Annotated in this window: 26 protein-coding genes and 1 pseudogene; 11 read left to right on the top strand and 16 right to left on the bottom strand. The window is 69.3% G+C overall.

Annotation, left to right across the window (positions count from 1 at the left end; translation table 11 throughout):
* Positions 1–8 precede the first annotated feature (8 nt).
* The 4 genes and pseudogenes from ACSQ9A_RS01260 to ACSQ9A_RS01245 all read right to left on the bottom strand — a co-directional run bounded on the left by ACSQ9A_RS01260 (position 9) and on the right by ACSQ9A_RS01245 (position 2,432).
* Positions 9–1,082, bottom strand: coding sequence for a hypothetical protein (locus ACSQ9A_RS01260; RefSeq protein ID WP_436302405.1), 1,074 nt, complete (start codon positions 1,080–1,082; stop codon positions 9–11).
* A gap of 34 nt (positions 1,083–1,116) precedes the next feature.
* Positions 1,117–1,467, bottom strand: a complete 351-nt coding sequence (locus ACSQ9A_RS01255) for an SDR family oxidoreductase (protein ID WP_436302404.1) — start codon at positions 1,465–1,467, stop codon at positions 1,117–1,119.
* 121 nt (positions 1,468–1,588) lie between these two features.
* Positions 1,589–1,918: pseudogene (locus tag ACSQ9A_RS01250) on the bottom strand (SDR family NAD(P)-dependent oxidoreductase); the annotation flags it as partial.
* A gap of 7 nt (positions 1,919–1,925) precedes the next feature.
* Positions 1,926–2,432 carry an ester cyclase gene (locus ACSQ9A_RS01245; protein WP_436302403.1) on the bottom strand — a complete coding sequence of 169 codons (507 nt, stop codon included), beginning with the start codon at positions 2,430–2,432 and terminating at the stop codon, positions 1,926–1,928.
* Between the two features lie 73 nt (positions 2,433–2,505).
* Here ACSQ9A_RS01245 and ACSQ9A_RS01240 point away from each other — a divergent pair, with 73 nt between their 5' ends.
* On the top strand, positions 2,506–3,174 hold the full coding sequence (locus ACSQ9A_RS01240; RefSeq protein ID WP_093104425.1) for a Crp/Fnr family transcriptional regulator: 669 nt from the start codon (positions 2,506–2,508) through the stop codon (positions 3,172–3,174).
* Here ACSQ9A_RS01240 and ACSQ9A_RS01235 read toward each other — a convergent pair.
* Entirely contained in the window at positions 3,171–4,061 is an 891-nt protein-coding gene (locus ACSQ9A_RS01235) for a LysR family transcriptional regulator (RefSeq protein ID WP_436302402.1), read from the bottom strand. The two genes, ACSQ9A_RS01240 and ACSQ9A_RS01235, sit on opposite strands and share 4 nt — an antisense overlap.
* A gap of 88 nt (positions 4,062–4,149) precedes the next feature.
* Between ACSQ9A_RS01235 and ACSQ9A_RS01230 the strand changes: the two genes are divergently transcribed.
* Positions 4,150–4,359 carry a DUF1127 domain-containing protein gene (locus tag ACSQ9A_RS01230; protein ID WP_436302401.1) on the top strand — a complete coding sequence of 70 codons (210 nt, stop codon included), beginning with the start codon at positions 4,150–4,152 and terminating at the stop codon, positions 4,357–4,359.
* On the opposite strand, the gene ACSQ9A_RS01225 is transcribed toward ACSQ9A_RS01230, so the two are convergent.
* The 8 genes from ACSQ9A_RS01225 to ACSQ9A_RS01190 form a co-directional block, all read right to left on the bottom strand.
* Positions 4,356–8,000: a hydantoinase B/oxoprolinase family protein gene (locus ACSQ9A_RS01225; RefSeq protein ID WP_436302400.1), complete on the bottom strand. Its 3,645-nt coding sequence runs from the start codon at positions 7,998–8,000 to the stop codon at positions 4,356–4,358. The two genes, ACSQ9A_RS01230 and ACSQ9A_RS01225, sit on opposite strands and share 4 nt — an antisense overlap.
* Positions 7,997–8,968 (bottom strand): TRAP transporter substrate-binding protein, encoded by a 972-nt coding sequence (locus tag ACSQ9A_RS01220; protein ID WP_436302399.1) that lies wholly within the window; start codon positions 8,966–8,968, stop codon positions 7,997–7,999. Before ACSQ9A_RS01220 ends, ACSQ9A_RS01225 begins: the two co-directional genes overlap by 4 nt.
* Positions 8,965–10,275, bottom strand: a complete 1,311-nt coding sequence (locus ACSQ9A_RS01215; protein WP_436302398.1) for a TRAP transporter large permease — start codon at positions 10,273–10,275, stop codon at positions 8,965–8,967. The genes ACSQ9A_RS01220 and ACSQ9A_RS01215 overlap by 4 nt, the downstream gene beginning before the upstream one ends.
* Positions 10,276–10,290: 15 nt before the next feature.
* Positions 10,291–10,824 carry a TRAP transporter small permease gene (locus ACSQ9A_RS01210; RefSeq protein WP_436292407.1) on the bottom strand — a complete coding sequence of 178 codons (534 nt, stop codon included), beginning with the start codon at positions 10,822–10,824 and terminating at the stop codon, positions 10,291–10,293.
* A 111-nt stretch (positions 10,825–10,935) separates the two neighbouring features.
* Positions 10,936–11,901 (bottom strand): TRAP transporter substrate-binding protein, encoded by a 966-nt coding sequence (locus tag ACSQ9A_RS01205; protein WP_093104433.1) that lies wholly within the window; start codon positions 11,899–11,901, stop codon positions 10,936–10,938.
* A gap of 23 nt (positions 11,902–11,924) precedes the next feature.
* Complete coding sequence (locus tag ACSQ9A_RS01200) at positions 11,925–12,752, bottom strand: putative hydro-lyase (protein ID WP_436292305.1); 828 nt, start codon at positions 12,750–12,752, stop codon at positions 11,925–11,927.
* Between the two features lie 96 nt (positions 12,753–12,848).
* Positions 12,849–13,754, bottom strand: coding sequence for a LysR family transcriptional regulator (locus ACSQ9A_RS01195; protein ID WP_093104436.1), 906 nt, complete (start codon positions 13,752–13,754; stop codon positions 12,849–12,851).
* 43 nt (positions 13,755–13,797) lie between these two features.
* Positions 13,798–14,826, bottom strand: a complete 1,029-nt coding sequence (locus ACSQ9A_RS01190) for a LacI family DNA-binding transcriptional regulator (RefSeq protein WP_436302397.1) — start codon at positions 14,824–14,826, stop codon at positions 13,798–13,800.
* 137 nt (positions 14,827–14,963) lie between these two features.
* Here ACSQ9A_RS01190 and ACSQ9A_RS01185 point away from each other — a divergent pair, with 137 nt between their 5' ends.
* Genes ACSQ9A_RS01185 through ACSQ9A_RS01155 form a run of 7 tightly spaced genes read left to right on the top strand, consistent with a single transcriptional unit; the run spans position 14,964 to position 21,902 of the window.
* Positions 14,964–15,830 carry a dioxygenase gene (locus ACSQ9A_RS01185; RefSeq protein ID WP_436302396.1) on the top strand — a complete coding sequence of 289 codons (867 nt, stop codon included), beginning with the start codon at positions 14,964–14,966 and terminating at the stop codon, positions 15,828–15,830.
* A 21-nt stretch (positions 15,831–15,851) separates the two neighbouring features.
* The gene (locus tag ACSQ9A_RS01180) at positions 15,852–16,616 is read left to right on the top strand and encodes an SDR family NAD(P)-dependent oxidoreductase (protein WP_093104439.1); all 765 of its coding nucleotides are present in this window, start codon (positions 15,852–15,854) and stop codon (positions 16,614–16,616) included.
* A complete protein-coding gene (locus ACSQ9A_RS01175) occupies positions 16,613–17,497 on the top strand; it encodes a 3-keto-5-aminohexanoate cleavage protein (RefSeq protein ID WP_436302395.1) in 885 nt (294 codons plus the stop codon). The genes ACSQ9A_RS01180 and ACSQ9A_RS01175 overlap by 4 nt, the downstream gene beginning before the upstream one ends.
* Before the next feature lie 3 nt (positions 17,498–17,500).
* Complete coding sequence (locus tag ACSQ9A_RS01170; protein ID WP_093104441.1) at positions 17,501–18,499, top strand: quinone oxidoreductase family protein; 999 nt, start codon at positions 17,501–17,503, stop codon at positions 18,497–18,499.
* Between the two features lie 12 nt (positions 18,500–18,511).
* Positions 18,512–18,871 (top strand): cupin domain-containing protein, encoded by a 360-nt coding sequence (locus ACSQ9A_RS01165; RefSeq protein ID WP_093104443.1) that lies wholly within the window; start codon positions 18,512–18,514, stop codon positions 18,869–18,871.
* Between the two features lie 44 nt (positions 18,872–18,915).
* Positions 18,916–19,896, top strand: a complete 981-nt coding sequence (locus ACSQ9A_RS01160; protein WP_436292302.1) for a tripartite tricarboxylate transporter substrate binding protein — start codon at positions 18,916–18,918, stop codon at positions 19,894–19,896.
* Between the two features lie 5 nt (positions 19,897–19,901).
* A complete protein-coding gene (locus ACSQ9A_RS01155) occupies positions 19,902–21,902 on the top strand; it encodes an amidohydrolase (RefSeq protein ID WP_436302394.1) in 2,001 nt (666 codons plus the stop codon).
* Positions 21,903–21,912: 10 nt separating this feature from the next.
* On the opposite strand, the gene ACSQ9A_RS01150 is transcribed toward ACSQ9A_RS01155, so the two are convergent.
* Positions 21,913–22,428: a cupin domain-containing protein gene (locus ACSQ9A_RS01150; RefSeq protein WP_436302393.1), complete on the bottom strand. Its 516-nt coding sequence runs from the start codon at positions 22,426–22,428 to the stop codon at positions 21,913–21,915.
* Positions 22,425–23,174: an NAD-dependent epimerase/dehydratase family protein gene (locus ACSQ9A_RS01145; RefSeq protein ID WP_436302392.1), complete on the bottom strand. Its 750-nt coding sequence runs from the start codon at positions 23,172–23,174 to the stop codon at positions 22,425–22,427. Before ACSQ9A_RS01145 ends, ACSQ9A_RS01150 begins: the two co-directional genes overlap by 4 nt.
* Positions 23,175–23,262: 88 nt before the next feature.
* Here ACSQ9A_RS01145 and ACSQ9A_RS01140 point away from each other — a divergent pair, with 88 nt between their 5' ends.
* Entirely contained in the window at positions 23,263–24,690 is a 1,428-nt protein-coding gene (locus tag ACSQ9A_RS01140; RefSeq protein WP_436302391.1) for a PLP-dependent aminotransferase family protein, read from the top strand.
* 20 nt (positions 24,691–24,710) lie between these two features.
* A complete protein-coding gene (locus ACSQ9A_RS01135; protein ID WP_436302390.1) occupies positions 24,711–25,175 on the top strand; it encodes a CopD family protein in 465 nt (154 codons plus the stop codon).
* An 8-nt stretch (positions 25,176–25,183) separates the two neighbouring features.
* Here ACSQ9A_RS01135 and ACSQ9A_RS01130 read toward each other — a convergent pair whose 3' ends face one another.
* Complete coding sequence (locus tag ACSQ9A_RS01130) at positions 25,184–26,308, bottom strand: Fic family protein (protein ID WP_436302389.1); 1,125 nt, start codon at positions 26,306–26,308, stop codon at positions 25,184–25,186.
* Positions 26,309–26,393 lie beyond the last annotated feature (85 nt).

Here is a 26,393-nt window from a genome sequence, read left to right as displayed (position 1 = left end):
CGCGCGTCTCAGGCCGCCACCGGCGTGCCAAAGGCGGTCTCGCCCCACAGGTGGCTCGCGGGCGCCCCCGGGAACAGCCAGTGCGGCGTGCACTCGCTCGACGGCACGACGTTGCTGAACTCGTGCGTGGCCGAGGCGCCGGCGATGGTCTTCTCGAGCACCATCGAGAGGTACTGGTCGTTGCTGCCTTCCTGCGTGTTGCCGTTGAGGATCGCTTCCGCGCCCGTGGCAAGAGCGTAGCGGCGAATGCCGTTGTGGCGCGAATGCTCGGGCGCCCAGCTGTCGGCCGACACGCCGTTCTCGCTGCTCACGCGGATGCCGTCGGGCGTGCGGTACACCAGCGAATGGTTGCCTTCGGTATGGCCGGGCGTATGCACCAGCGCCACGCCGCGGCCCAGTTGCACGCTGCCCCCGAAGCCGAGGATGCGTTCGGCCGGAATGCCGTCCAGCCCGTGCGGGCAGTACCAGTCGGCCTGCACGGGCAGCAGGCCCTGCACGCTCGCAAGCTCCTGCCGATGCACCAGCAGCTTCGCGTTGGGCATGAGGCCCGGCGTCGTGCCGGTGCCGAGCCAACGCCTCAGGTCCTGCGTGTGCAGGTGGTCATAGCTGATGTAGTCGATCTGCGCCGGCGCCACGCCCATGTTCGCCAGGGCCTGCGGCACGGTCGAATAGATCGGTGCGATGGTGCTGTGCAGGAATTTCGGCGTCTGCTCGCTCAGCCGCTTGAAATAGGGTGTCTCGCCGCCGGCCTCGAAGTCGGCCGGCGTGAAGAGCAGCGTGCGAAGCTGGCCTTCGAAGTCCTTGAACTGGATCAACACGGTGCGCGACAGCAGGTGGACCATGTGCGGCTTCAGCAGCTGCTGCGCATACACGCCGCTGAAGGCGTACCAGGCCGGATACGGGATGCGCAGCAGGTCGACGCTGCGCGCGCAACGCACCGGCGCTTCGTCGAGAAAGCGCTCGCGGAACTGTGCGCCGCGATGGCGCAGCGCACGCAGCCGGTCCTGCGGCATCGGCGCGCTGCGGGCGCCGTCGAAGTCGGTGATCGGCAGCAGGCCGATCCGATGGGGATCGCGGATCATGGCTTGTCTCCTCTTTTCTTGATCCGGGTGCCGCTCAGTAGACCGAGCGCCCGCCCGAAATGTCGAACACGGCGCCGGTGCTGAAGGAGCAGTCGGCCGAAGCGAGCCAGCAGGCCATGGCGGCGACCTCGTCGACTTCGACGAAGCGTGCCATCGGTACACGCCCCAGCAGTACGCGGCGCATCTCTTCGCGGTGCTCGGGCGGAACGCCGGCAAAGATCGCGGTGTCGGCCGAGGCCGGCGTGATGCAGTTGACCAGCACGCCGTCGCCGGCGAGCTCCTTGGCCAGCGATTTGGTGAAGGCGATCAGCCCGGCCTTGGATGCCGAGTAGGCGGCATTGAAGGCATTGCCCTCCTTGCCGGCCACCGAGGCGATGTTGATCACGCGCTGCCTCGCCGGTGCGCCCGGGTCCCGCCTTGGCTCGCGGCTGCGCACGGCCCGCATGGGGGGGCACCAGCGCACGGCAACAGAGGTACGCGCCCGTGAGATTGATGTCCAGCACCTCGCGCCATTGCGCCGGCGTGTAGTCCCAGCTCGGCGCCACCGGGCCGAGCACGCCCGCGTTGTTGACCAGGATGTGCACGTCGCCGAAGGCCTCGTGCGACTCTTGCGCGGCCTGTTCGATCTGCGCCTCCTGCCGCACGTCGACCACCGCAGTGTGCACCCGCCCGAGCGGCGCCAGCAGCTCACGGGCCTCGGCGAGTGCGCCGGCTTCGAGGTCCCACAGCGCGACGCTCGCGCCGGCCTCCAGGTAACGACGTGCAATGGCCAGCCCGATGCCGCGCGCGCCGCCGGTGACGACGGCATGGCGCTCCTTGAGATCGATTGCGTTCATGGCGCGATCAGGCCAGCGCCGCCCCAGTCGCCGCCTCGGCCCGGGGCTGGCCGAGCAGCGCTCCGATCAAACCCGGCAGCGCCGCACTCGGCATGCCGACCAGCAGCTGCCGGAGCATGCTGAGCGTGTCGTAGTAGACGCGCTCGCACACCAGCCGCTCGCCCTCGAAGATGAAGAACGCGACCATCCGGCAGCGGAAGGCATTGCCCGTCGGCGGCAGGCCCTTGAGCGGCCCGCGATGGGTGCCCAGCAGCCAGAACTCGACGACCACCGAATCGTCGGCGTGGCGCAGCCGGATGATCTCGTGGCGCTGATCCGGAAAGGCCTTGCGCGTCTCGGCGTAGTACGCACGCACCTTGTCGATGCCGTCGTGCACCTCGCCGCTGGCGATGAGTTCGTAGTGCGGATGCGGAAAGGTGCCGAGCACGGCATCGAAGTCCTGCCGGGTTTCGTCGGCGAAATGGTCGAGCACGAGTCGCTCGCGCAGCGCTTGGAGTGGTGTGGGGTTGTTCATCGTGGGTACTATCGGCAGGCGTCTGCGCGCAGACTGTCCTTTGTTGGCAGTTGCTTCTCCGGAGAAACCCGCAATGCCAGACTCGACGCCCCCGCCCGGCCAAGGCGCAGACGACATGCGCCTGCCCGAAGACATTCAGCAAACCCTGCTCGCCGTGGCCCATCGCCGGACGCTGGCACGCGGCGATTCGCTTTTCCACAAGGGCTCCTCGCCCGATGCCTTGTTCGGCGTGGTGAGCGGTTCGCTGCGCGTGAGCGTGGTCGCCTCCGGCGGGCGCGAGGCAGTGATCTCGATGCTCGAGCCCGGCCACTGGTTCGGCGAAGTATCGCTCCTGGTCGGACGCGAGCGCGTGTACGACACCTGCGCTGTCGACGCCACCGAGATGGCGGTGGTGGCCGCGAGCGACTTCCACCACCTGATCGCGACGCGTCCGGACGTGCACATGGCGTTCACGCGGCTGGTGTGCCTGCGCCTGCGACAGGCCCTGGCCTGGATCGACGACGCAATCCTGATGCCGCTGCCGGTCCGGCTCGCGCATCGGCTGTTGACGCTGGATGCGCGCGCCGGCAGTACCCTGCTCGCCGTGTCGCAGGAAGACCTCGCCTTCATGCTCGGTGTTTCGCGCCAGAGCGTGAACCGGCAACTGAAGCTGTGGGAAGAGGACGGGACGCTGCGCGTGGGCTACCGCAGCATCGAGCTGCTGGACCGCGCCCGGCTGGAGCACCACGCCGCCACGGCCTAGGCCTGCCCGAAGCGCGCGAGGATTTCAAGCACGCTCTCGGTGGCGCCGTCGAGCGTGGCGCGCGGCCGGTGCGCGATGCCGAGCCGGCGCACCAGGCGCGGGGAAAGCGGCAGGACCTGCATGCGCTCGTTGAGCGGCGCATCGGTGGTCTGCTGCAGCGGCAGCAGCGCGGCGCCGTAGCCGGCGGCCACCAGGCTTCGGATCGCCGCGTCGTAGTTGAGCTCGATGCGGGCGCGCGGCGAGTGGCCGGCGGCGGCGAACCATTCCATCGTCAGCCGATACATGTGGGTGGTGGCGTCGTTGAAGATCAAGGGCTGCGCGGCCAGCCACTGCGGCGTGGCCCGTTTCGGCGCCTTCCAGCGCTGCGGCACGAAAGCCATCATGGCCTGGCTGCGCCAGTGCGTGACCACCAGGTCGCGCAGCGGCGGCTGCGGCATCGCGACCAGGCCGATGTCGAGCGTGCCGGCCGCCAGCCGCGACATCGCCTCGTTCGAACCGAGGATGCTGACCTCGACGTCGATCCCCGCGTGGTGCTCCTCCAGCGCTTCGAGCACCTGCGGCAGCAGGTCGACCACCACGCCGGTCGAGGTGCCCAGGCGCACGCGGCCCACGCGCCCTTCGGCCTGGCGCCGCACCGCATCGACCGCCTCGTCGGCATCGCGCAACAGGCGTCGCGCGCGCTCCACCAGCGCCGCGCCGGCCGCGGTGGGCGTCACGCGCCGGCTGCCGCGCACCACCAGCGGCGCGCCGAGCCGCGATTCGAGCTCGCTGATGTGCAGGCTCACCGTCGGCTGCGCGAGGTGCAGCGCCTGCGCGGCGGCGGAGAAGGTGCCCAGATCGGAGATCGATACCAGGGTGCGGAGTTGGTCCAGGTTCAGCTGTCGCATCAGGAATCCTGATTGGTGGCTTCAGAAATCTCAACTTCCACAATAGCACGCGGCGTCGCACCATCGCTGCATCTCAAGGAGAGACGCGATGGAACTCAGGATGAATCTGCCCGCAAAGGAACCGCTGCAAGCCTTTATCGACTGGTTCGCGCGTGCGCTGGCCAAGCGCCGCGAGCGCCACCAGGCGCTGCAGCTCGCGGCCATGAGCGAGCACGAGCTGCTCGACCTCGGCATCGGACGCAGCGAAGTGCCGGCGCTGCTGAACGGCCACACCGGCACGCGCCGCGAACCCGTCTAGGCCGTGCCGTAGCCGCCGCCTGCCGGCGTTTCGATCACGAACACGTCGTTCACCGCCATCTCGACCTGCGCGCTGTGGCCCAGCGCTTCGATGCGCCCGTCGGCGCGCTCGACTCGGTTGATGCCGACGGCACCCGGCTGGCCGCCGGCCATGCCGAAGGCGCCGTGGTCGCGGCCGTTGCTGAGTATCGATGCGGTCATCGGCTCCAGGAAGCGGATCCTGCGCACGCCGCCGTCGCCGCCGCGCCAGCGGCCGGCGCCGCCCGAGCGCGCGCGGATCTCGTAACTGTCGAGCCGCACCGGGTAGCGGAATTCCAGCACCTCGGGATCGGTCAGGCGCGAGTTGGTCATGTGGGTCTGCACGACGCTGGTGCCGTCGAAGCCCGAGCCGGCGCCCGAACCGCCCGAGATGGTTTCGTAGTACTGGTGCTGCGCGTTGCCGAAGGTGAAGTTGTTCATCGTGCACTGGCTGGCCGCCATCACGCCCAGCGCGCCGTACAGCGCGTTGGTCACGCAGCTCGAGGTCTCCACGTTGCCGGCCACCACGGCGGCCGGCGGCGTCGGGTTGAGCATGCAGCCTTCGGGCACCACCACGTGGATCGGCTTCAGGCAGCCGGCGTTGAGCGGAATGTCGTCGTCCACCAGCGTGCGAAACACGTAGAGCACGGCAGCCATGGTGATCGACCTGGGCGCGTTGAAGTTGTTGGAGAGCTGCGCGCTGGTGCCGCTGAAGTCGACCGTCGCGCTGCGCGCGGTGGTGTTCACGCGCACCCGCACCCGGATCTGCGCGCCGTTGTCCAGCGGCAGCGTGAACTCGCCGTCGGACAGCGCGGTGATCACGCGGCGCACCGACTCCTCGGCGTTGTCCTGCACATGCTGCATGTAGGCGGCCACCGTGGCGCGGCCGTACTGCGCGACCATCGCCCTGAGTTCCTGCACGCCTTTTTCGTTGGCGGCGATCTGGGCCCGCAGGTCGGCCAGGTTCTGCTCGATGTTGCGCGAGGGATGGGCGCCGCCGGCCAGCAGCGCGCGCAGTTCCTCCTCGCGCAGCAGGCCCTGGTCGACCAGCTTGAAGTTGTCGATCAGCACGCCTTCGTCGGCGATGGTGGTCGAGAACGGCGGCATTGAGCCGGGCGTGATGCCGCCGATGTCGGCATGGTGGCCGCGCGAGGCGACAAAGAAGGACGGCCTGGCGTCTTGCTGCTCCAGATACACCGGCGTGACGATCGTGATGTCGGGCAAATGCGTGCCGCCGTGGTAGGGATCGTTGAGCACATACACGTCGCCCGCACGCATGCCGAGGTTGCCGTCGATCACGGTCTTGATCGATTCGCTCATCGAGCCCAGGTGCACCGGCATGTGCGGCGCATTGGCGATCAGGTTGCCGGTGGCGTCGAACAGCGCGCACGAGAAGTCGAGCCGCTCCTTGATGTTGACCGAGTAGGCCGTGTTCGACAGCCGGAGACCCATCTGCTCGGCGATGTTCATGAACAGGTTGTTGAACACCTCCAGCATCACCGGGTCGGCCTCGGTGCCCACTGCGTGGGCCGATACGCGCGGCTTGATGCGCTTCAGCTCGACGCCGAGCGCGGTGACGCGCGCCTGCCAGCCCGGTTCGACCACGGTGGTGGCGTTCTTGCCGGCCAGGATCGCCGGGCCGTCGATGCGTGCGCCGGGGGCCAGCGACTCGCCCACATGGAGGGCCGCCTGGCGCCAGCCGGCCGGCTGCTCGTCGGCCTGGCAGTACATCGAGACGTGGCTGGCCGGCTCGGGCCGATGGCCCTCGGCCGGATCGGCCTGCGGCGCCGATACGCTGCGTTCGCCGGCGCCCACGGCCTCGACCGAGACGGCTTCGATCACCAGCGCCCGATCCGGCATCAGGAAAGCGAAGCGCTGGCGGTAGGCCTGCGCGAACTCGTCGCTGATCGCGGCGACCGCTTCGTCGGGCGTCATGCTCAACGGCAGCGTGCAAGGCAGCGCGGTGTCGGTGCCCTCGTAGCGCACCTGCACGCGATGGAAGCTTTCGATGCCGGCGCGGCCGACGCCCTGCGCTGCCAGCTCGTCTTCGGCCGCGGCACGCAGGCGCCCGGCGGCCTCGGCCGCCGCTGCGAGACCCGCGGCGTCGAGCTGGCGCTCCACCGCCGCCTCGCGCATCGCGATCTGGTCGGCCAGGCCCATGCCGTAGGCCGACAGCACGCCGGCGAACGGATGCGCGTACACGGTGCTCATGCCCAGCGCGTCGGCCACCAGGCAGGCATGCTGGCCGCCGGCTCCGCCGAAGCACTGCAGCGTGTAATGCGTGACGTCGTAGCCGCGCGCCACCGAGATGCGCTTGATCGCGTTGGCCATGCTCGCCACCGCGATCTGCAAGGCGCCGCTGGCCACGTCCTCGGCGCTCACGCTGCGGCCGGTGGCGTCGCTCATCTCTTGTGCCATGGCTTCGAAGCGCTGCCTCGCCGCCTCGCGATCCAGCGCCTCGTCGGCCGCGGGGCCGAACACCTTGGGGAACCAGGCCGGCTGGATCTTTCCTAGCAGCACGTTGGCATCGGTGGTGGCGAGCGGCCCACCGCGCCGGTAGCTCGCGGGGCCGGGGTTGGCGCCGGCCGATTCGGGGCCGACACGCAGGCGCGCGCCGTCGAAGCGGATCACCGAGCCGCCGCCGGCCGCCACGGTGTGGATGCTCATCATCGGCGCGCGCATGCGCACGCCGGCCACCTGGGTTTCGAAGGCGCGTTCGAACTCGCCCGCGTAGTGAGAAACATCGGTCGAGGTGCCGCCCATGTCGAAGCCGATCACCTTCTCGTGTCCGGCCTGCACTGCCGTGCGCACCATGCCGACGATGCCGCCGGCCGGGCCGGAAAGAATGGCGTCCTTGCCCTGGAAGCGCTGCGCCTGCGTGAGGCCGCCCGAGCTCTGCATGAAGAACAGGCGCACGCCCGGCATCTGCGCCGCCACCTGGTCGACATAGCGGCGCAGGATGGGCGAGAGGTAGGCATCGACCACCGTGGTGTCGCCGCGCGGCACCAGCTTCATCAACGGGCTGGTCTTGTGCGATGCCGAGACCTGGGTGAAGCCGATGGCGCGTGCGATCCGCTCGGCCGCGAGCTCGTGCGCGGTGTAGCGCCAGCCATGCATGAAGACGATGGCGCAGGCGCGGATGCCGGCGTCGAAGGCGGCCTGCAGCGAGGCGCGCAGGGCCGCTTCGTCCAGCGCCTGGACCACGTCGCCCTGGGCACCGATGCGCTCCTTCGCCTCGATCACGCGCTCGTACAGCAGTTCGGGCAGCACGATGTGGCGGTCGAACAGGCGCGGGCGCGCCTGGGTGGCGATGCGCAGCGCATCGCGAAAGCCGCGCGTGGTGACCAGCACCGTGCGGTCGCCCTTGCGCTCCAGCAGCGCGTTGGTGGCGACCGTGGTGCCCATCTTCACGCACTCGACGCGCTCGGGGGTGATCAGCTCGCCGGCTTTCAGGCCGAGCAGGCGGCGGATGCCTTCGACGGCCGCATCGCGGTAGTGCTCGGGGTTTTCCGAGAGCATCTTGAGGGTGTGCAGCGTGCCGTCGGGCGCGCGGCCCACCAGGTCGGTGAAGGTGCCGCCGCGGTCGATCCAGAACTGCCAGAGGGAGTGTGCTTGCTTGTTCATTGCTGGGTGAAGTAGGGAACGAAGATGGTGTTGGCGTCGGCGCCGACCTCGCGCACCCATTCGAGCGAGAAGCGCTCGCCCAGGCGCTTGACGTCGGTGAGCAGATCCGGCGGGATGGGCTCGACCTTCATGCCGCGCCGGCGAAGTTCATCGACCGAGGTGGCGGCGACCCTTTCGCTGGCAGCCCAGCCGCGTGCTTCGGCGGCCTCGGCGGCGTTCATCAGGCTGCGCTGCGCGGGTGCCGGCAGCGCCTTGAAGGCAGCCTCGCCGGCGAACACGATGTTCTTGGGGAACCAGGCATTGATCTCGTAGTAGTGCCTGACGTGGTCCCAGACCCGGTTCTCCACGCCGGTCACGGCCGAGGTGATCATGCTGTCGATGCGGCCGTCGGCGAGCGCCTTGCCGACCTCGACCATGGGGACGTCGACGGCACTGGCGCCCATCAGCTCGGCGATGCGCTCGGTGGTGCGGTTGTAGGTGCGCATCCTGCCGCCGCGCAGGTCGGCCGCGCGGGCGATTGGCTTCTGCGTATAGAGCCCCTGCGGCGGCCAGGGCACCGCGTAGAGGACCTTGAGCCCCGCTGCCGCGAACCTGGCCTCGATCACCGGCCGCTGGTGGCGCCACATGCGGCGGGCATCGGCATAGCTGCGCACGATGAAGGGCACCGCATCGGCGCCGGCGACAGGCATGTCCTTGACCAGGCTCGCCATGATGGTCTCGCCGGCTTCCAGCTTGCCCGCGCGCACGGCCGGCGCGATCTCGTTCAGTTTGAACAGGCTGTTGTTCGGGTGCAGTTCGATCCTCAGCCCGCCCGGGCCAGCCGCCGCGTCGGCGGCAAACTGCTGCAGGTTCTCACCATGGAAGGACTCGGCCCGATAGCCGGTGGCCAGTTTCCAGACGGTCTGCGCGCGGGCCGCCGGCAGCAGGCTCGCGCAGGCCATGCCGCAAAGGGTTCTGCGATCGATCACTTCGCCACGCCCATCACGTAGTCGGGCAGCCAGGTGACGATGCCCGGGAACAGCGTGATCAGCGCGATGCACACCACCAGGCAGAAGAAGAAAGGAATCGCGGCCTTGGCGATCAGGTTGCTGTCCTTGCCGGTCATGTTCTGCAGCACGAACAGGTTGAAACCCACCGGCGGCGTGACCTCGGCGATCTCGACCAAGAGCACCACGAAGATGCCGAACCAGACGAGGTCGAAGCCGGCCTTCTGCACCATCGGCAGCACCACGGCGGCCGTGAGCACGATCATGCTGATGCCGTCGAGCGCGGTGCCCAGCACCAGGTACACCACCACCAGCGCCGCGATCAGCGCCGTGGGAGACAGGTGCATGGCCTCGACCCACAGCGCCAGCTCGCGCGGGATGCCGGTGAAGGCCATGGTCTTGGTCAGGAAGGCGGCGCCGGCCAGGATGAACATGATCATGCAGCTGGTGCGGGCCGCGCCCATCAGGCCTTCGCCGAAGTTGCGCCAGGTGAGCGACCGGCTCCACAGGGCCAGCGCCAGCGCGCCGACCACGCCATAGGCCGCGCATTCGGTGGCCGTCGCCCAGCCGGCCACCAGCGCCCAGCAGATAAAGACGATCAGCGCGCCGCAGGGAATCAGGTTGCGCGAGCGGCGCAGCTTCTCGATGAAGCCGATGGCGGGCTCGGCCGGCGGCATGCGCTTCGGGTTGCGCAGCGCCCACCACATGATGTAGCCCGAGAACAGCGCCATCAGCACGAAGCCGGGCAGGAAGCCCGCGAGGAAGACGCGGATGATCGAGGCGTCGGCCGCCACCGCGTAGACCACCATGGTGATCGAGGGCGGGATCAGGATGCCCAACGTGCCGGCCGTGGCCAGCGAGCCCAGCGCCATCTTCTCGTCGTAGCCGCGCTTCTTGAGCTCGGGCAGCGCCACCTTGGCGATGGTCGCGCAGGTCGCGGCCGAGGAGCCCGAGACCGAGCCGAAGATGCCGCAGCCCAGAATGGTGGTGTGCATCAGCCGGCCCGGCACGCGGCCGAGCCAGGGCGCCAGGCCCTCGAACATCTCCTCGCTGAGCTTGGTGCGGAACAGGATCTCGCCCATCCAGATGAAGAGCGGCAGCGCGGCGAGCTCCCAGCTCGCGTTGCTTTCCCAGAAGGCCGAGAACAGGTTCAGGCCCGGCTGGGTCGAGGTGAAGAAGGCCTGCCCGACCCAGCCGCAGATGGCCAGCGTCATCGCAATCCACACGCCGCCCGAGAGCAGCGTCAGCATCAACAGCAGCAGAACGCCGCCGACCATCAGGATGTCCATGATTCGGGCCTCAGGTCAAAGGTCGGAAGAGAAGTCGCCCTGCGCATGGCGTTCCTCGACCAGTCGCACAAAGGTCGGGACGCCGCCGCGCAGCACGATGACGAATTCGTCGACGACTGCGAGCACCAGCAGCAGCGCGCCCAGCGCAAAGCTCAGCTGCGGAATCCAGATCGGCAGCGGCAGCAGGCCTTGCGCCACTTCGTTGAAGGCCCAGCTCTCGTAGGTGAACCTGCAGGCCCACCAGGCCAGGTAGGCGGTGGCCAGCGTCGCGATGCCCAGCGAGAGCAGCTCCAGCACGCGGCGTGCACCGGGTCCGAGCTTTTCCAGCAGCAGCGTCACGCGCACGAAGTCGCCGTGCTTGAAGGCATGCGCCATGGTCAGGAAGGCGGCTGCTGCGCACAGCCAGGCCACCACGTCGGTGATGGCGCCGGTGGCGACGTCGAACTGGCGCCCCAGGCTCTGCACCACCATCAGCAGGCAGATCAGCGCCACGCAGCCGGCGCCGAGGATGCCGGCACCGAAGAAGAGGCCGTCGAGCAGGCGGCGCAGCGCGGTGGCGCTGGCCGCAGGGAAGGTGCCGATGTCGGAAGGCAGGCGCGCCGCTCCCTCCACCGTGGCACTCGGTGCCGGTGTTTGCATGGATGTCTCCGGTGGGGGGATTTACTTCTTGTAGGCGTCCACGATGGCCTTGCCATCGGCGCCGGCGACGCGCAGCCAGTCCTCGGTCATGCGCGTGCCGACGAGCTTGAGTTCCTGCTTGAGGACTTCGCTGGTGGCGTCGATCTTCATGCCCTTGGCGGCCAGCTGCTTGATGTACTCGCCGTCCTTTTCCTCGCTGATGCGCCAGCCGCGCTGCTCGGCGGCGGCGGCCTGCTTGAGCACGGCGTCCTGCGTGGCCTTGTCGAGCGTGTCGAAGGCCTTCTGGTTCACCACCACCGCGTTGCGCGGCAGCCAGGCGTTGACGTCGTAGAAGTACTTGGCCTGCTCGTAGAGCTTGCTGTCCACGCCGCTGGCACTCGAAGTCAGGAAGTTGTCGACGCCGCCGGTGGCCAGCGCCGCGCTGAGCTCGGCCAGCTGGATCGTGACCGGCTGCGCGCCGACCGATTGCGCGATGGCCGAAGTGGCCGGGTTGTAGGCGCGCATCTTGGTGCCCTTCAAGTCCTTGGTCGAGGCCACCGGCTTGATGGAGTACAGGCCCTGCGGCGGCCACGGCACGGCGTACAGCAGCTTCAGGCCTTGCGCCGCGAGCGTCTTGGTCAGGTAGGGCTGCGACACCTCGTGCAGGCGCCTGGCTTCGGCATAGCTGGTGGCCAGGAAGGGGACCGAATCGAGCCCGAACACCGGCGCTTCGTTGGCGGCGCTGGAGAGGATGAATTCGCCGATCGGGGTTTGCGCCGACTGCACGGCGCGCTTGATCTCGTTGGCCTTGAACAGCGAGGCGTTGGGGTGCACCGCGATCTTGAGCTTGCCGGCGGTGGCCTTGTCCACGTCGTCGGCGAACTGCTGCAGGTTCTGCACCTGGTAGGTGTTGGCGCCGTAGCCGGACGGCAGGTCCCATTTGGTCTGGGCCGTGGCGGCGGTGGCGGCCAGCGCAGCCACGAGGGCGGCAGAGAAGCGAATCTTCATGGGGAGTCTCCTTGGGATGGGGATCAGCAGCGGCCCAGCTGCCGGTTGAGAAGGTCGGTCACCAGCATGGCGCCCGGTGCGTGGGTGATGCAGAACGCCGGCTTGGCCTGGGCGATGGCCGCTTGCGGGGTCACGCCGCAGGCCCAGAACACGGGGATCTCGCCGGCGCGGATTTCAATCGCGTCGCCGTAGTCGGGGTGGGCCAGGTCGGCGATGCCGATGGCGGCCGGGTCGCCCAGATGCACCGGGGCGCCATGGACCTCGGGCATGCGAGAGGTGATCTGTACCGCGCGGATCGCATCGGCGGCCTTGAGCGGCCGCATCGACACCACCATCGGCCCGTGGAAAGCGCCGGCGCGCGCGGTCTGGATATGGGTGCGGTACATCGCGACGTTGCGGCCCTGGTCGACGTGGCGCAGCCGGATGCCGTCGGCCAAGAGCGCATGCTCGAAGGAAAAGGAGCAGCCGATCACGAAGCTCACGAGGTCGTCGCGCCACAGCGTGCGGATGTCGGTGGGCTGCTCGACCAGTTCGCCCTCGCGCCAGACGCGGTAGGCCGGCACGTCGGTGCGGATGTCGAGTTCCGCGCCCAGGCCGGGCAGCATCGGATCGCCGGGCTCGGACACCGCCAGCAGCGGACAGGGCTTGGGGTTGCGCTGGCAGTAGCGCAGGAAATCGCCGGCCAGCGCCTCGGGCAGGATCACCACGTTGCCCTGCACGTACTCGCGGGCCAGGCCGCTGGTATGCGTGGCCAGCGCGCCGCTGCGCGCCGCGCGGCGGACGCTCAGCGCATCGGAAGCGGCATCAAGGGTCGGACTGGCATTCGTGTTGGCGGTAGGTTCTGCGGGCATCGTGCATCCTCGTAAAAGGCTTTCGTGTGTGAAAGCTCTGTGACGGGACGCATTGTGGAAATTAACGCGCGCCAACTCCAACGCAAAATTTCTTGCTCAGCTCATCGATTTTTTATGTGACCCAGTTTTGGGCGACGCGAACTGCAAGGCCGAGGCCAGCGCCGCCTCGGTCAGGTGCGAGGTCGGGTCTTCGCGGTAGCTCGCGTGGATCGGCAGCGGCGCCGGCGCGGTGTCGCACTTCAGCACGCGCAGCGGCAGCCGCAGCGCCAGATGCTCGGCCGCGGCCCTGGGCAAGGTGGCGATGCCGAAGCCGGCCTCGACCAGCTGCGCCATCGCAGAGATCGACGAGATCGCATGCACGCGCGGCGTCTCCAGGCCGGCACGCCTGAACAGATCCAGCAGCGCCACATGCGGCTGCGAGCCGCGCTGGAAGGTCAGCAGGTCGAAGCCGAACAGGTCCTGCAGCTTGTAGAGCCGCCGCGGATGCAGCACCTGGTGCCCGACGAAGCTCATTTCCATGGTGGGCAGTGCATGCGTGCTCACGCCCTCGCCGCTGGCCGGCAGTGCGGCGAACACCAGGTCCTGCTTGCCGCGCTGCAGCTGGTCGACCAGCACCGGCGTGGTTTCCACCGTGAGCTCCAGCTCGAAGTCCGGATGCGTGGCCTGCATGTGCTTGAGCCAGTCGGTCAGCCAGGTGTGGACCACCGACTCGATCGCACCGATGCGCAGCACCTGCGCGCGCACCGTGCCCGATCCCATCTCGGACTTGATCTGCTGCTGCATTTCCAGCAGCCGCTGCGCCAGGCGGTGGAAGCGCTGGCCGGCCACCGTGAGGCGGAACTGCTTGTCGCGCCGGTCGAGCAGCAGCACGCCGAGCTCGCGCTCCAGTGCGGCGATGCGGCTGGACAGCGCGGACTGCGTGAGGTGCAGCTTCTCGGCCGCGCGCGTCACGCTCTTGAGCGCCACGGCCCAGTGGAAAGCTTCGACGAAGCGCAGATTCATGGGGCCATTCTCCCCCGTGCCCCGTGCCCGCTCGGCCCAGGCCTCAGCGCGGCACCAGTTGGCGCGTCGACGCGCGCACCACCAGCTCGGGCCGCAGCACGACGGTGGAGGCCGACAGCGCCTTGCCCTCGATCTCGTCGAACAGCATCTCGGCCGCGCGCCAGCCGAGCTCGCGATGCGGCAGGCGGATGGTGGTGAGCGGCGGATCGACCATGTCGACCAGCGGCATGTCGTTGTGGCCGGTGATCGAGATGTCCTGCGGCACGCGCAGGCCTTGCACGCGCAGCAGGTCGTAGGCGCCCAGCGCCACCAGGTCGTTGCAGCAGACCACGGCTTCGGGCCGGTCGTTCTGCGCCAGCAGCTGTTGCATGGCCTTGCGGCCGGCCTCGCGGCTGTAGCTTTCGCATTCCGCCACGCAAGCCAGCTCGAGCCCGCGATCGCGCAGTGCCTGCTCCACGCCCTGCCGGCGCGCGACGCCGGTCGGCACGTTCTGCGGCCCGGCCAGGTGCGCGATGCGGCGGTGCCCCAGGGACACCAGGTGGTCGACCGCCAGCTTCATCGCCAGCCGGTCGTCGCTGACCACCGCCGGCAGGCGCCCGCTTTCGTCGGCGCGGTTCACGAGCACGGTGTGCATGCCGGCCTTCTTGAGGTAGTCGACCAGCGGATCGTCGCGCGTGGCGATGGCCATCACCAGCCCGTCGACCTGCTGCGCCAGCATGCGCTCGACCACCGGCCGCGCGAGTGCATGGTCCATCACGTTGGTCACGAACACGAAGTAGCCGCGCGCCGCGGCGCTGGCCTCGATGCCCTGCAGGATGGGCGGGAAGACCGGGTTGGTGATGTCCGGCACCAGCACGCCGATGGTGTGGGTGCGGCCGGTGCGCAGCGCCGAGGCTGCGCGGTTGGGCCGGTAGCCCAGGCGCTGCGCTGCCTCTTCCACCACGCGCAGCACCTCCTCGCTGATCAGCGCGCGCTTGTCCGGATTGAGCGCGCGCGACACGGTCGAGACATGCACGCCGGCGGCCTGCGCGACGTCGCGGATCGTGACCGGGGAAGACAGTGAGGGGCTCATTTACTGCAAACGATTGATCTTGGCGAGAACACAGAGTATCGCCTTGATTTCATTGGGGGCTCTCGCAAACCCCTTTCTTGCGCGGAAATTATTCCTCGCCATAATCTGCAAACGTTTGCAAAGAAAGAGGCAGCCCCATGAACATCGTGACCACCCCCGATTCCGTGCTCCAGATCGCGACCGCCGCGATGGCCCGCACGCCCGACGAACGCCTGCGCACCGTGATGGCCGCGCTCACCCGCCACCTGCACGCCTTCGTCCAGGAAGTGCACCTGAGCGAAGAGGAGTTCGAGCAGGCGCTCGAATTCATCGTCGGCATCGGCCAGGCCACCGGCGAGAAGAAGAACGAGGTGGTGCTGGCCGCCGACCTGCTGGGCGTCTCGACGCTGGTGGCGCTGCTCAACAACCAGGACCCGCAGGGCGAATCACCGGCCGCGCTGCTGGGCCCCTTCTGGCGCGCCAATGCGCCGTTGTGCCAGGCCGGCGAGTCGATCGCGCGCTCGAGCACACCGGGCGTTCCGCTCGAGGTGCGCGGCGTGGTGCGTGACACGCAAGGCCGGCCGCTCGCCGGCGCCGTCGTCGATGCCTGGCAGGCCTCTCCGGTCGGCCTGTATGAGAACCAGGACCCGGAGCAGGACGACATGAACCTGCGCGGCCGCTTCGAGACCGATGCCGAGGGCCGCTACCACTTCCGCACGGTGCGCCCGGCCGGCTACCCGGTGCCGACCGACGGGCCCTGCGGCGTCTTGCTGCGCGCGCAGCAGCGCCATCCCAACCGCCCGGCGCACCTGCACTTCATGGTCAGCAAGCCCGGCCACAAGGTGCTGATCAGCCAGGTCTTCGCCGACGACGACGAGAACCTCGAGAGCGACCCGGTGTTCGGCGTCACGCGCAGGCTGATCGGCTGCTTCGAGCCCCAGCGCGGCGGCGAGCAGGCCACGCTCCAGTACGACTTCGTGCTCGAACCCGGGGAGATGAAGTTTCCCCGTCCTCCCATTCCCTGAACTTCCACGGACTTCACTCGCATGAGCTTCGATCCCACACCTCGACTCGACGGCAAGGTGGCCGTCATCACCGGCGGCCTCGGCGCCATCGGCTGGGCAACGGCCCAGCGCCTCGCGGCGCTCGGCGCCAGCTGCGTGCTGCTGCATCGCAAGGGCGACGACGCGGCCGAACGCGCGACCGCACTCCCAACTGCACAAGGCCAGCGCCATGCCGCGCTGCGCGCCGACATCGTCGACACGCCCAGCCTGCAGAAGGCCGCGGCCGACGTGCAAGAGGGCTACGGCCGCTGCGACATCCTGGTCAACAGCGCCGGCCACACGCAGCCCATCGCAGCCGGCGACCTCGACGCGCTGAGCGATGAACTCATCGACGAGTTGCTTGCCGCCAACTTCCGCGGCGTCTTCGCCACCATCCGCGCCTTCGCGCCGCTGCTCAAGGCGAGCGGCGACGGCTTGATCGTCAACATCTCGTCGATCGCCGGCTTCACCGGCGTCGGCAGCAACCTGGCCTACGTCGCGGCCAAGGCCGGCCTCGACGTGGTCGGCGACGCGCTGGCCAAGGCGCTGGCGCCCGCGGTGCGCGTGGTCTCGGTGTCGCCGGGCGCGGTCGAATCGGCCTTCGTGCCGGGCCGCGGCGAAGAGTTCAAGGCCAAGATGGCCAGCACCACGCCGCTCGGCCGCATCGGCAAGCCCGAGGACGTGGCCGCGACCGTGGAAGCGCTGGCCACCACGCTGCGCTTCGTGACCGGGACGCGCATCGTGGTCGATGGGGGGAGACACCTGTGAACAGCAAAACTCTGATCACCTGCGCGGTCACCGGCAACCTGGTGAAGCCCGAACAGACGCCGCACCTGCCGATCACGCCGGCACAGATCGCCGACGAATGCCTGGCCGCGGCCGACGCCGGCGCCGGCCAGGTGCACATCCACGTGCGCGATCCCGAAAGCGGCAAGCCCTCGATGCAGGTCGAGCTCTACCGCGATGTGGTGAACCGCATCCGCCGGCAGAACCGCGAAGTCGTCATCAACCTCACGACCGGGCCGGGTGGCCGCTTCGTGCCGAGCGAGGACGACCCCAAGATCTACGCGCCCGGCACCAGCCTCTTGCCGCCGGAAAAGCGCGTCGAGCACATCGCGCTGATCAAGCCCGACGTCTGCTCGCTCGACCTCAACACCATGAACTCGGGCCCGGACGTGGTCATCAACACGCCGAAGAACGTGCGCCGCATGGCGCGCGTGATCCGCGAAGCGGGCGTCAAGCCCGAGCTCGAGATCTTCGACTCCGGCGACATCCACATGGCGCTGGACCTGGTCGCCGACGGCACGCTCGAAGGGCCTGCGATGTGGACCCTGGTGCTGGGCGTGAAGTACGGCTTCATGCCGACGCCCGAGGCCGTGATGTACGCGCGCAGCATGCTGCCGCCCGGCGCCTTCTGGAGCGCCTTCGGCATCGGCCGCATGGAGTTCCCGATCGTGGCGCAGGCCTGGCTGCTGGGCGGCCATGTGCGCGTCGGCATGGAAGACAACATCTATCTCGAGAAGGGCGTGCTCGCGAAGAGCAACGCGGAGCTGGTGACCAAGGCGCGCGACATCATCCGGAGCCTCGGCGGCGAAGTGGCGAGTGCGCGCGAGGCGCGCACGATGCTCGGCTTGGCGGGAGGGCGCTGAGCAATGAACGCCGTGCTCAACACGACGGTCGCACGCGCCGTGCGCGTCCGCGAAAAGGCCGCAAACCTCGACGCATTGAAGCTCGACTTCGCGGACCAGCCCGAGCCCGTCGCCAAGCCCGGCTTCGCGGTGGTGCGCGTCGGCGCGGCCGCCGTGAACCCGAGCGATGTGAAGGCCAGCCTGGGCCTGATGCCGCAAGCCGTGTGGCCGCGCACGCCGGGACGCGACTTCGCGGGCGTGGTGGTCGCGGGCCCGACCGAATGGGTGGGCCGCGAGGTCTACGGCTCGGGCGGCGATATCGGCATCACGCGCGACGGCTCGCACGCGCGCTTCCTGCTGCTGCCGGTGGAGGCCTTGCGCGATCGGCCGCGCAGCATCTCGATGGACGAGGCCGGCGCCGTCGGCGTGCCCTTCGTCACCGCCTATGAAGGCTTTCGCCGCAGCGGCATGCCGCAGGCGGGCCAGACGGTGCTGGTGCTGGGCGCGAACGGCAAGGTCGGGCAAGCAGCCGTGCAACTCGCTGCGCAAGGCGGCGCACGCGCGATCGCGGTCCAGCGGCGCGCCGGCCCCTTCGAAGGTTTCGCGAGCGGCCCGGTCGACGTGATCGATGCCGGCGCCGGCGACATCGCCGCCCAGGTGCGCGAACTCACGAACGGCCGCGGCGCGGACATCGTCTACAACACCGTCGGCAGCGCCTACTTCGAGGCCGCGAACAAGGCCATGGCCAAGGGCGCGACGCAGATCTTCATCGCCACGCACGACCGTGCCGTGCCCTTCGACATCTTCGCCTTCTACCGCGGCATGCACACCTACGTGGGCATCGACTCGCTGGCGCTGGATTGCGTGGCCGCCACCGGGCAGCTCGATGCGATGCGCGAGGGCTTCGAGCGCGGCACGCTGAAGCCCTTCCCCGTGGCGCGCGCCTACGCGCTCGAAGACGCGGCCGAGGCCTACCGCCTGGTGCTCTCGGGCAGCACCGACCGCGTCGTGCTGCGCCCCTGAGGAAACAACGCCATGCACGTCACCCGTTTCGAACAGGCGCCGACTTATGAGGCGCCCAACCACATCGACATGCGCTGCCTGCGCCTGCAGGGCAAGGAGGCCGGGCCTTCGCTGCAGATGTGGATGGGCATGAGCCAGATCCTGCCCGGCGGCCACACCGGCCTCGACGGCTCGCCGATCGAGAAGCTCTACCTCGTGCTCGAAGGCCAGCTGCACGTGGTGGCCGAGTTCGAGGGCCGGCGCGACGAGCAGGTGCTGGGCCCCTACGACTCCTGCCGCTTCGCGCCGGGCGAGAAGCGGCAGCTCGTGAACCGCAGCAACCGGCCCGTGCTGGTCGCGCTGGTGATGGCGAACGCGCCGCCCGCCGGCTGAGCCCTTCTTCTCTTTCCCCCAACGATTCCAACGGAGACAAAGCCATGACGACATTCCTACCCGGCCGCCGCCAACTGATCGCAGCGGCGCTCGCCGCCTGCGCCTTCACCGGCGCGCATGCGCAAGGCGACTGGCCGCGCGGCCAGACCGTCAAGCTGATCGTGCCCTTCACCGCCGGCAGCGGCACCGACATCGTGGCGCGGCTGGTGGCGGAACGGCTCGGCCCGGCGCTGGGCACCAGCGTGATCATCGACAACAAGCCGGGCGCCGGCGGCACGCTGGGCGCCGCGCAGGTGGCGAAGGCGCCGGCCGACGGCTACACGCTGCTGGTCCACTCGGCGGGGCACCTGGTCAATCCTTCCATCTATCCCAACCTCTCCTACGACACGCTGAAGGACTTCGCGGGCGTGACGCCGATGGCGAGCCTGCCCAACATGCTGGTGGTGGCGCCCAACCGCTTTGCCGACGTGAAGGACCTGGTCGCGCAGGTCAAGGCCAAGCCCGGCGGCTTCAACTACGGCTCGGCCGGCAACGGTTCGGCCACCCACATGAACGCCGAGGTGTTCCGCCTGGCCGCCGGCGTGCAGGCGCAGCACGTGCCCTTCCGCGGCACGCCCGAGGCGATGACCGAGGTGATGGGCGGGCGCATCGACTGGTTCTTCGCGCCGATGGTGTCGGCGCTGCCGCTGGTCAAGGACGGCAAGCTCAAGGCGCTGGCGGTCGGCACCGGCAAGCGCTCGGGCGTGATGCCGCAGCTGCCCACCACGGTCGAGGCCGGCGTGCCCGGCTCGGAGTACCTGTTCTGGGTCGGCCTGTTCGCGCCGGCCAAGACGCCGAAGCCGGTGGTCGACCGGCTGCAGGCCGAGGTGGCGAAGATCATGGCGGCGCCGGATCTCAAGGAGCGCCTGGACAAGCTCGGCGCCGAGCCCTTCACCATGCCCTCGGCCCAGTTCGACAAGTTCATCGTCGACGAAACCGCGAAGGCGCAGCAGGTCGTGAAGGCGGCCGGCATCAAGGTCGATTGAAGGCCATGAGCTTGTTCGGTGGCGCGTCGTCACGCGCCTGGCAGCACTGGTGCGACGCGGAATGCGCGCACGCCGAAGACGCCGCCGTTGCGGCACCGGAGCGCCGGCAGTTCCTTCGCACCTCGCTTGGCGCCGCGGCTGGAGGCCTGTCCAGCCTCTGGCTCCCGGGCTGCGCCACCGCCTCGCCCACGGCGCCGGCCGACACCGTGGTGCTGAACGCCCGCGTCGCGACCATGGACGCGAAGACACCGCGTGCCCAGGCCTTCGCCATCACGGGAGATCAGTTCGCAGCCGTCGGCAGCGACCGCGAGATCTCGCGCTGGGTCGGCCCGCGCACGCGCGTCATCGATGCAGAGGGCCGCTGCATCACGCCGGGCCTCATCGACTCGCATGCGCACTTCATCCGCGGCGGGCTCACCTACACGCAGGAGCTGCGCTGGGACGGCGTGCCAACGCTCGCCGATGCGCTGCGCATGCTGCGCGAGCAGGCGCTGCGCACCCAGCCGCCGCACTGGGTGCAGGTGGTGGGCGGCTTCTCGCCCTACCAGTTCCGCGAGAAGCGGCTGCCGACCCTGGACGAGATCAACGCCGCCACCGGCGAGGTGCCCTGCTTCGTCATGAACCTCTACGACCGCGCGTTCCTGAATCGCGCGGCCTTGCGCGTGCTCGGCTGGAACCGCGACACGCCGAATCCCTTCGGCAGCACCCTCGAAAAAGACGCCACCGGCAACCCGACCGGCCTGGTGGTCAACACCACCAGCCTGGGCGGGCTGGTCGCGCTGTTCGCGCGCGTGCCCAAGCTGTCGGATGCGGACCAGGCGCTGTCGACCGAGCTCTACATGCGCGAGATGAACCGGCTGGGCCTCACCAGCGTGGTCGATGCGGGCGGCGGCGGGCAGAACTACCCGGAGCACTACGGCGGCATCCAGCGGCTCGCGAGCGAACGCCGGATGACGCTGCGCATCTCCTACAACCTGTTCGCGCAGCGCCCGGGCCAGGAGATCGACGACTACAAGCTGTGGTCGCAGAAAGTCTCGCCCGGCCAGGGCGACGACCATCTGCGCATGGTGGGCGCCGGCGAATACATCCTGTGGGCCGCGACCGATCCGGCCAACTTCGGCAAGAGCGTCGCGCAGGCGCCCGCCATCATGGAATCGAAGCTGACCGAGGTGGCGACCTACCTCGCCGGCAAGGGCTGGCCGATCCGCATGCATGCGAGCTACGACGGCACGGCCGCGCGCATCCTCGACGTGCTCGAGAAGGTGAACCGCGAGGTGCCGCTCAAGAACCTGCGCTGGGCGCTCGACCATTGCGAAGGCCTGTCGCCGCGCTCGATGGAGCGCGTGGCTGCGATGGGCGGCCGCATCGCGATCCAGAACCGCATGTCGCTCGACGGCGAGGTGTACGCGCAGACGTGGGGCCGCGAGGCCGCGGCCGATGCGCCGCCGATCGGCCGCATGCGCGCCATGGGCCTGCCGGTGGCCTGCGGCACCGACTCGAGCCGCGTGACCAGCTACAACCCCTGGGTCTCGCTGCATTGGCTGGTGACCGGCAAGACACTGGGCGACACGCGGCTCAACGCCGAGCGTAACCTGGTGAGCCGCGAGGTCGCGCTTCGGATGTGGACGCTAGAGGGTGCGGCACTGACCGGCGAGGACGCCCGCAAGGGCTCGATCGCGCCCGGCAAGCTGGCGGATTTCGCGGTGCTGTCCGACGACTTCTTCGCGATCAAGGAGGACGCCATCAAGGACATCACGGCCGTGCTCACCATGGTCGGCGGCGAGGTGGTGCACGCGAGCGGACCCTTCGCGGTGCAGGCACCGGCCACCGTCAAGCCGATGCCCGACTGGCTGCCGGTCAATGTCTACGGCGGCTACCAGCACCGCCGCACCGGCAACACCGCGTCGTCGCATGGCACGGGCTGCTGCGGCAGCGCCGCAACGGCTCCGATCATCATCGGCGACCGGGGTGCCTGGCGCTACCGGTGCGGCTGCGCGGCGATCTGAGGCGCTGCGCTCACTCGGGAATCAGGAGCGGCCCGCAGTTCTCGTCCGTGACGAAGAAGGCGAGCAGCTTCGCGCTGCGCACGGGGTCGGGGTTCTCCGCGAACACGTGCAGCGTGCCCGGCGGCTCGAAGAAAGTCTGGCCGGCCCGGTAGTCCTGCGCGGGAGTGCCTCCAAGCTGCGAGCGCACAGTCCCCTCGATCACGACGGCGGTCACCGAGCCCGGATGCCGGTGCGCCGGCGAGTAGGCGAGCGGCGGAAACTCGACGCTGACGGTCGTCACGTTCTTGCCCGGCACGTTCGGCAAGGGCTCGCAGGACAGCGGCTTGACGATGGTCGCGGGCCGCGCGCCGGCACCCGACGTCGTTGCGGCCGACGCGAACATCGGCCGGCCGAGCGAGGTGCAGAGATCCCCGAACCATTGCACCGCGGAGCGCGGCGCCGCGGGTGCCAGCAGCATCCAGCCGGCGGCCAGGAGCAGCGCGGCGAGCCCGGCGCCGCGACGCCCTTGAAGGGAGAACGCGTTCATTGCATCGCTCCTTCCGGCAGGCGAAGCCCGGCATGCCATCCCAGTTCGCGCTTGGCCATTTCGCTGCTGACTTCCGGGCCATCCTCGGCGATGTTGAAGATGCTGCCGCCCGGCGAGCGCTGAAGCGCCTTCAGGGCGGCCCAGGCCGCGGCCTCGACGTGAACCGGGCTCGTGCCTTCGGGCGCCGTCCTCCAAGTGCCCGGTCCATAGAGCTGCCCGTATCTCAGCACGGTGCCCTTCAACGCGGCCGAGCCCAGCACCGATTGCTCCAGCGCGGCCACGCCGCGCACGCTGATACCGAGGCTGCCTTGCGCATCGAGGTCGAGCGGCTGCTCCTCGCGGCAGGGCTTGGGACCCGGCGCATAGGCCCAGGCGATGCTCTGCGCGATCATGCGGCCGCAGCCGGCCGCGAGCGCCGCCGCCACCAGGTTGCGCGTGCCCTCGGTGCGAATGCGCGCATTGCGGACCACCGCCTCGGCCATCGCCTTCGGGTCCAGGCTGCCCGGCAGGTCGGTGAGCTGGTGGATCACGGCCGCCGGCGCGATGCGCTTCAGGGCCGCGGCCAGTGCCGGCGCATCGAAGACATCGATCACCACCGGCTGCACGCCCCGCGCCTCGAGCGCCTTCGCCCTTTCCACCCGCCGGGTGCTGCCATGCACCGTGTAGCCCGCGCCGGTCAGCAACGGCACGAGGGCCCTGCCGATGGCGCCCGTGGCGCCGGCCAGAAATACCGTCTTCTCGCTCATTGCATGTTCTCTTTCAAGTTCACGGCGTCCAGCTTAGGTCTACGATGCCCCAGGCAAAAGAGCCAAGAATCGACAGAATGACCAGGCCATGATGAAGCGCCCTTTCCCTACCGGCATGCTGGAGCTCGACAGGACGCGGCAGGCGCCGCTGTCCCGGCAGATCTACGAGCGGTTTCGCGCCGCCATCGAACAAGGCATGCTCCGGCCGGGCGATCGATTGGCCTCGGCGCGCAGCCTCGCCGGCGAGCTCGGCGTGGCGCGCGCAACGGTCGAGGCCGCCTACGGCCAGCTGGCGGGCGAGGGCTACTTCGTTGCGCGCGGGCAGGCGGGCACCGTGGTTTCGCCGCATCTGGCACAGCGCAGGCCGGTGCGCGCCGGCCGCGCCTCGGCCAAGGCACCGGCCGGTGCGCCGCCGGGCGCGGCCGAGGTGCCGCTGCCCTTCCAGCTGGGCATTCCTGCGCTCGATGCCTTTCCACGCAAGCTCTGGTCGCGGCTGGCGGCGCGCAGGATGCGCTCGATGAGCGCAGCCGACATGTTCTATGGCGACCCCTCGGGCTACGGGCCGTTGCGCGAAGCCATCGCCGCCTACCTGCTGGTCTCGCGCGGCGTCGCGTGCCGGCCGGCGCAGGTCTTCGTCACGGCCGGCTACCGAGCCTCGCTGGCGCTGGTCTCGCATGCGCTGCTCCAGCGCGGCGACACGGTCTGGATCGAGGACCCGGGCTTTCCGCCGACGCGCGAAGTGCTCCGCAGCGCTGGCCATCGCAGCGTGCCGGTGCCGGTGGACGAGGAAGGCATCGTGGTCGCGCAAGGCACACGCCGGGCGGCGAAGGCGAGGATGGCCATCGTCACGCCCTCGCACCAAGCCCCGCTCGGCTTTTCGATGAGCATGGCGCGCCGCCTCCAGCTGCTCGACTGGGCGTCGAAGGCGAAGGCCTGGATCGTCGAGGACGACTACGACGGCGAGTACCGCTATGCCGGCCATCCCCTGCCAGCCCTCAAGAGCCTGGACACGCACGAGCGTGTGCTCTACGCCGGCAGCTTCTCCAAGGTCCTCTATCCGGGGCTGGCCCTGGGCTACGTGGTCGTGCCCGAGCCATTGGTGGAGCGCTGCGCGGAAACCGCACGAATCGGGTCCAACGGATGTCCGCAGCTCATGCAGGCCATCGTCTCCGACTTCCTGAAGGAAGGCCATTTCTCGCGCCACATCAAGAAGATGAGGCTGCTCTACGCGCGCCGCCGGGCGATGCTGGCGGCCGAGCTGCTGCGGGTCTTCGGCGAGCACGTACGCATCGACCTTCGCCGCGGCGGCATGCACCTGATCGCGCGCCTCGACGGTCTCGGCAACGACGACATGCTGGCAGGCCGTGCGCAACAGGCCGGCTTGAACTGCCAGGCGCTGTCGTTGCGCAGCATCGGCGCCGGCGGCGCGCAAGGGCTGCTGATGGGCTTCACGAACATCGCCTCGGCCGCCGAGGCGCGCCGGCTGGTGGCCAGGCTGCGCGCGGCACTCGGGTGAGTTCTGGTCTACCCTTCGCCATGCCCGTTCTTCCCGCCATCTTGCTGTTCCTGCATCTGCTCGCTGCCGCCTTCTGGGTCGGCGGCATGGCCGCGATGCACTTCGCCGTTCGCCCTGCCGCCGTTGCCACGCTGGAGCCGCCGCTCAGGTTGCCCTTCATGGCGGACACGCTGTCGCGCTTTTTCGTCGGCGTGGCTATCGCCATCGGCGTGCTGCTTGCGAGCGGGCTCTGGATGCTGATGCTTGCGGGCGGCTTCGCGCGCGTGCACTGGAGCGTGCATGCCATGCTTGCCGTCGGGTTGGTGATGATGGCCTTGTTTCTGCACGTCCGCTTCGCGCCCTACCCGCGCTTGCAGCGCGCGGTCGCGGTGCGCGATTGGCCGGCGGCGGCGGCGAATCTCGGCACCATCCGCAAGCTGGTGGCGACCAACCTGGCGCTCGGCGTGGCGGTGTTCGCGCTGGCGATCGTCGGGCGTGCGCTCTGAGGGCCGCGCTAGGAGCCTAGTTCGTAACTGGTGCTCCGTCCGCCGGCGTCGGATTTCATCAGAACGCCGAGTGCAACCAATTCGTTGATGTCGCGCAGCGCGGTATCGGGCGAACACTTCGCCATCGAGGCCCATTTGCTGCTCGTCAGCTTGCCCTCGAAACCATCGAGCAGCCGGTTGACGAGCTTGATCTGCCGCTCGTTCAACGGCGTCTCGGCCCAGCGCTGCCAGAAGCGTGACTTGCCCAGCACGGCCGACAGCGATGCCTCCGCGCCCTCGATCGCGCGCAACAGGCAGCCCAGGAACCAGGCCAGCCATGGCGTGACGTCCATCGTGCCCTTTTGCGTCCGCTCCAGCATCTCGTAGTAGTCCTTGCGCTCGCGCTGGATCTGTGCCGAGAGGCTGTAGAAGCGCTGGCTCGACCCTTCTGCGCGGGCCAGCGCCATGTCGCCCACGGCGCGCGCGATGCGTCCGTTGCCGTCGTCGAAGGGATGGAGCGTGACGAACCACAGATGGGCCAGGCCCGCGTGGACGAGCAGATCGCCGCCGCGCGACAGCTCGAACCATTCAAGGAAGCGGGCCATCTCCGCCTCGAGCCGCTGCGCGGGCGGTGCCTCGAAGTGCACCTTGCGCCGTCCGACGGGGCCCGACACCACCTGCATCGGCCCTGCCGCATCGTCGCGCCACTCGCCGGTGCGGATCGGCGAGAGACCGCTGTACCCCGTCGGGAAAAGCGCGGCATGCCAACCGAACAGGCGCTCGCGCGTCAGGGGTTGTCCAGCGGCGCCGGTGGCGTCGAGCACCATCTCCACCACGCCGTCGACGTGCCGGTCGGCCGGCGCCAGCGCGCCGATGTCCAGGCCCAGGCGGCGTGCGATGGACGAACGCACGGTCTCCGGGTTGAGCTGCTCGCCTTCGATCTCGCTCGTCTTGAGCACGTCGTCGGTCAGCACCCGCAAGGTGGCCGCATCCCGCTGCGGCATGCCCGTGGCCGTCATCCGCCCGAGCAGATGGCCTTGGGCGCCGTGGACTGCAGCGAGCGGCCCGGCGAGGCGGGACAGGTCGTAGTGCAGGCGCGGCCAGCTGGGGTGCTGCCAGATATAGACGCCTGCTTCACTATCTCCGCTTTTCATGCGGAGATTGTGCGCCCTATTCTCCGCAAACGCCGCATGATTTACCGCGAAATATGCGGAGAATAGGCTCCGCAATCTCCGCAAA

The organism is Variovorax sp. LjRoot290 (assembly GCF_964253985.1).
In the GTDB taxonomy this organism is placed as follows: Bacteria; Pseudomonadota; Gammaproteobacteria; order Burkholderiales; family Burkholderiaceae_C; genus Variovorax.
This window is presented reverse-complemented; position numbering and strand designations above follow the sequence as displayed.

Coding starts and splice junctions, on each gene's coding strand:
- ACSQ9A_RS01260 (WP_436302405.1), bottom strand. CDS start 1,082: ATGATCCGCGATCCCCATCGGATCGGCCTGCTGCCGATCACCGACTTC.
- ACSQ9A_RS01240 (WP_093104425.1), top strand. CDS start 2,506: ATGCCAGACTCGACGCCCCCGCCCGGCCAAGGCGCAGACGACATGCGC.
- ACSQ9A_RS01195 (WP_093104436.1), bottom strand. CDS start 13,754: ATGAATCTGCGCTTCGTCGAAGCTTTCCACTGGGCCGTGGCGCTCAAG.
- ACSQ9A_RS01165 (WP_093104443.1), top strand. CDS start 18,512: ATGCACGTCACCCGTTTCGAACAGGCGCCGACTTATGAGGCGCCCAAC.
- ACSQ9A_RS01130 (WP_436302389.1), bottom strand. CDS start 26,308: ATGAAAAGCGGAGATAGTGAAGCAGGCGTCTATATCTGGCAGCACCCC.
- ACSQ9A_RS01140 (WP_436302391.1), top strand. CDS start 23,263: ATGATGAAGCGCCCTTTCCCTACCGGCATGCTGGAGCTCGACAGGACG.
- ACSQ9A_RS01155 (WP_436302394.1), top strand. CDS start 19,902: ATGAGCTTGTTCGGTGGCGCGTCGTCACGCGCCTGGCAGCACTGGTGC.
- ACSQ9A_RS01190 (WP_436302397.1), bottom strand. CDS start 14,826: ATGAGCCCCTCACTGTCTTCCCCGGTCACGATCCGCGACGTCGCGCAG.
- ACSQ9A_RS01145 (WP_436302392.1), bottom strand. CDS start 23,174: ATGAGCGAGAAGACGGTATTTCTGGCCGGCGCCACGGGCGCCATCGGC.
- ACSQ9A_RS01160 (WP_436292302.1), top strand. CDS start 18,916: ATGACGACATTCCTACCCGGCCGCCGCCAACTGATCGCAGCGGCGCTC.
- ACSQ9A_RS01180 (WP_093104439.1), top strand. CDS start 15,852: ATGAGCTTCGATCCCACACCTCGACTCGACGGCAAGGTGGCCGTCATC.
- ACSQ9A_RS01245 (WP_436302403.1), bottom strand. CDS start 2,432: ATGAACAACCCCACACCACTCCAAGCGCTGCGCGAGCGACTCGTGCTC.
- ACSQ9A_RS01225 (WP_436302400.1), bottom strand. CDS start 8,000: ATGAACAAGCAAGCACACTCCCTCTGGCAGTTCTGGATCGACCGCGGC.
- ACSQ9A_RS01150 (WP_436302393.1), bottom strand. CDS start 22,428: ATGAACGCGTTCTCCCTTCAAGGGCGTCGCGGCGCCGGGCTCGCCGCG.
- ACSQ9A_RS01235 (WP_436302402.1), bottom strand. CDS start 4,061: ATGCGACAGCTGAACCTGGACCAACTCCGCACCCTGGTATCGATCTCC.
- ACSQ9A_RS01135 (WP_436302390.1), top strand. CDS start 24,711: ATGCCCGTTCTTCCCGCCATCTTGCTGTTCCTGCATCTGCTCGCTGCC.
- ACSQ9A_RS01215 (WP_436302398.1), bottom strand. CDS start 10,275: ATGGACATCCTGATGGTCGGCGGCGTTCTGCTGCTGTTGATGCTGACG.
- ACSQ9A_RS01170 (WP_093104441.1), top strand. CDS start 17,501: ATGAACGCCGTGCTCAACACGACGGTCGCACGCGCCGTGCGCGTCCGC.
- ACSQ9A_RS01185 (WP_436302396.1), top strand. CDS start 14,964: ATGAACATCGTGACCACCCCCGATTCCGTGCTCCAGATCGCGACCGCC.
- ACSQ9A_RS01200 (WP_436292305.1), bottom strand. CDS start 12,752: ATGCCCGCAGAACCTACCGCCAACACGAATGCCAGTCCGACCCTTGAT.
- ACSQ9A_RS01230 (WP_436302401.1), top strand. CDS start 4,150: ATGGAACTCAGGATGAATCTGCCCGCAAAGGAACCGCTGCAAGCCTTT.
- ACSQ9A_RS01205 (WP_093104433.1), bottom strand. CDS start 11,901: ATGAAGATTCGCTTCTCTGCCGCCCTCGTGGCTGCGCTGGCCGCCACC.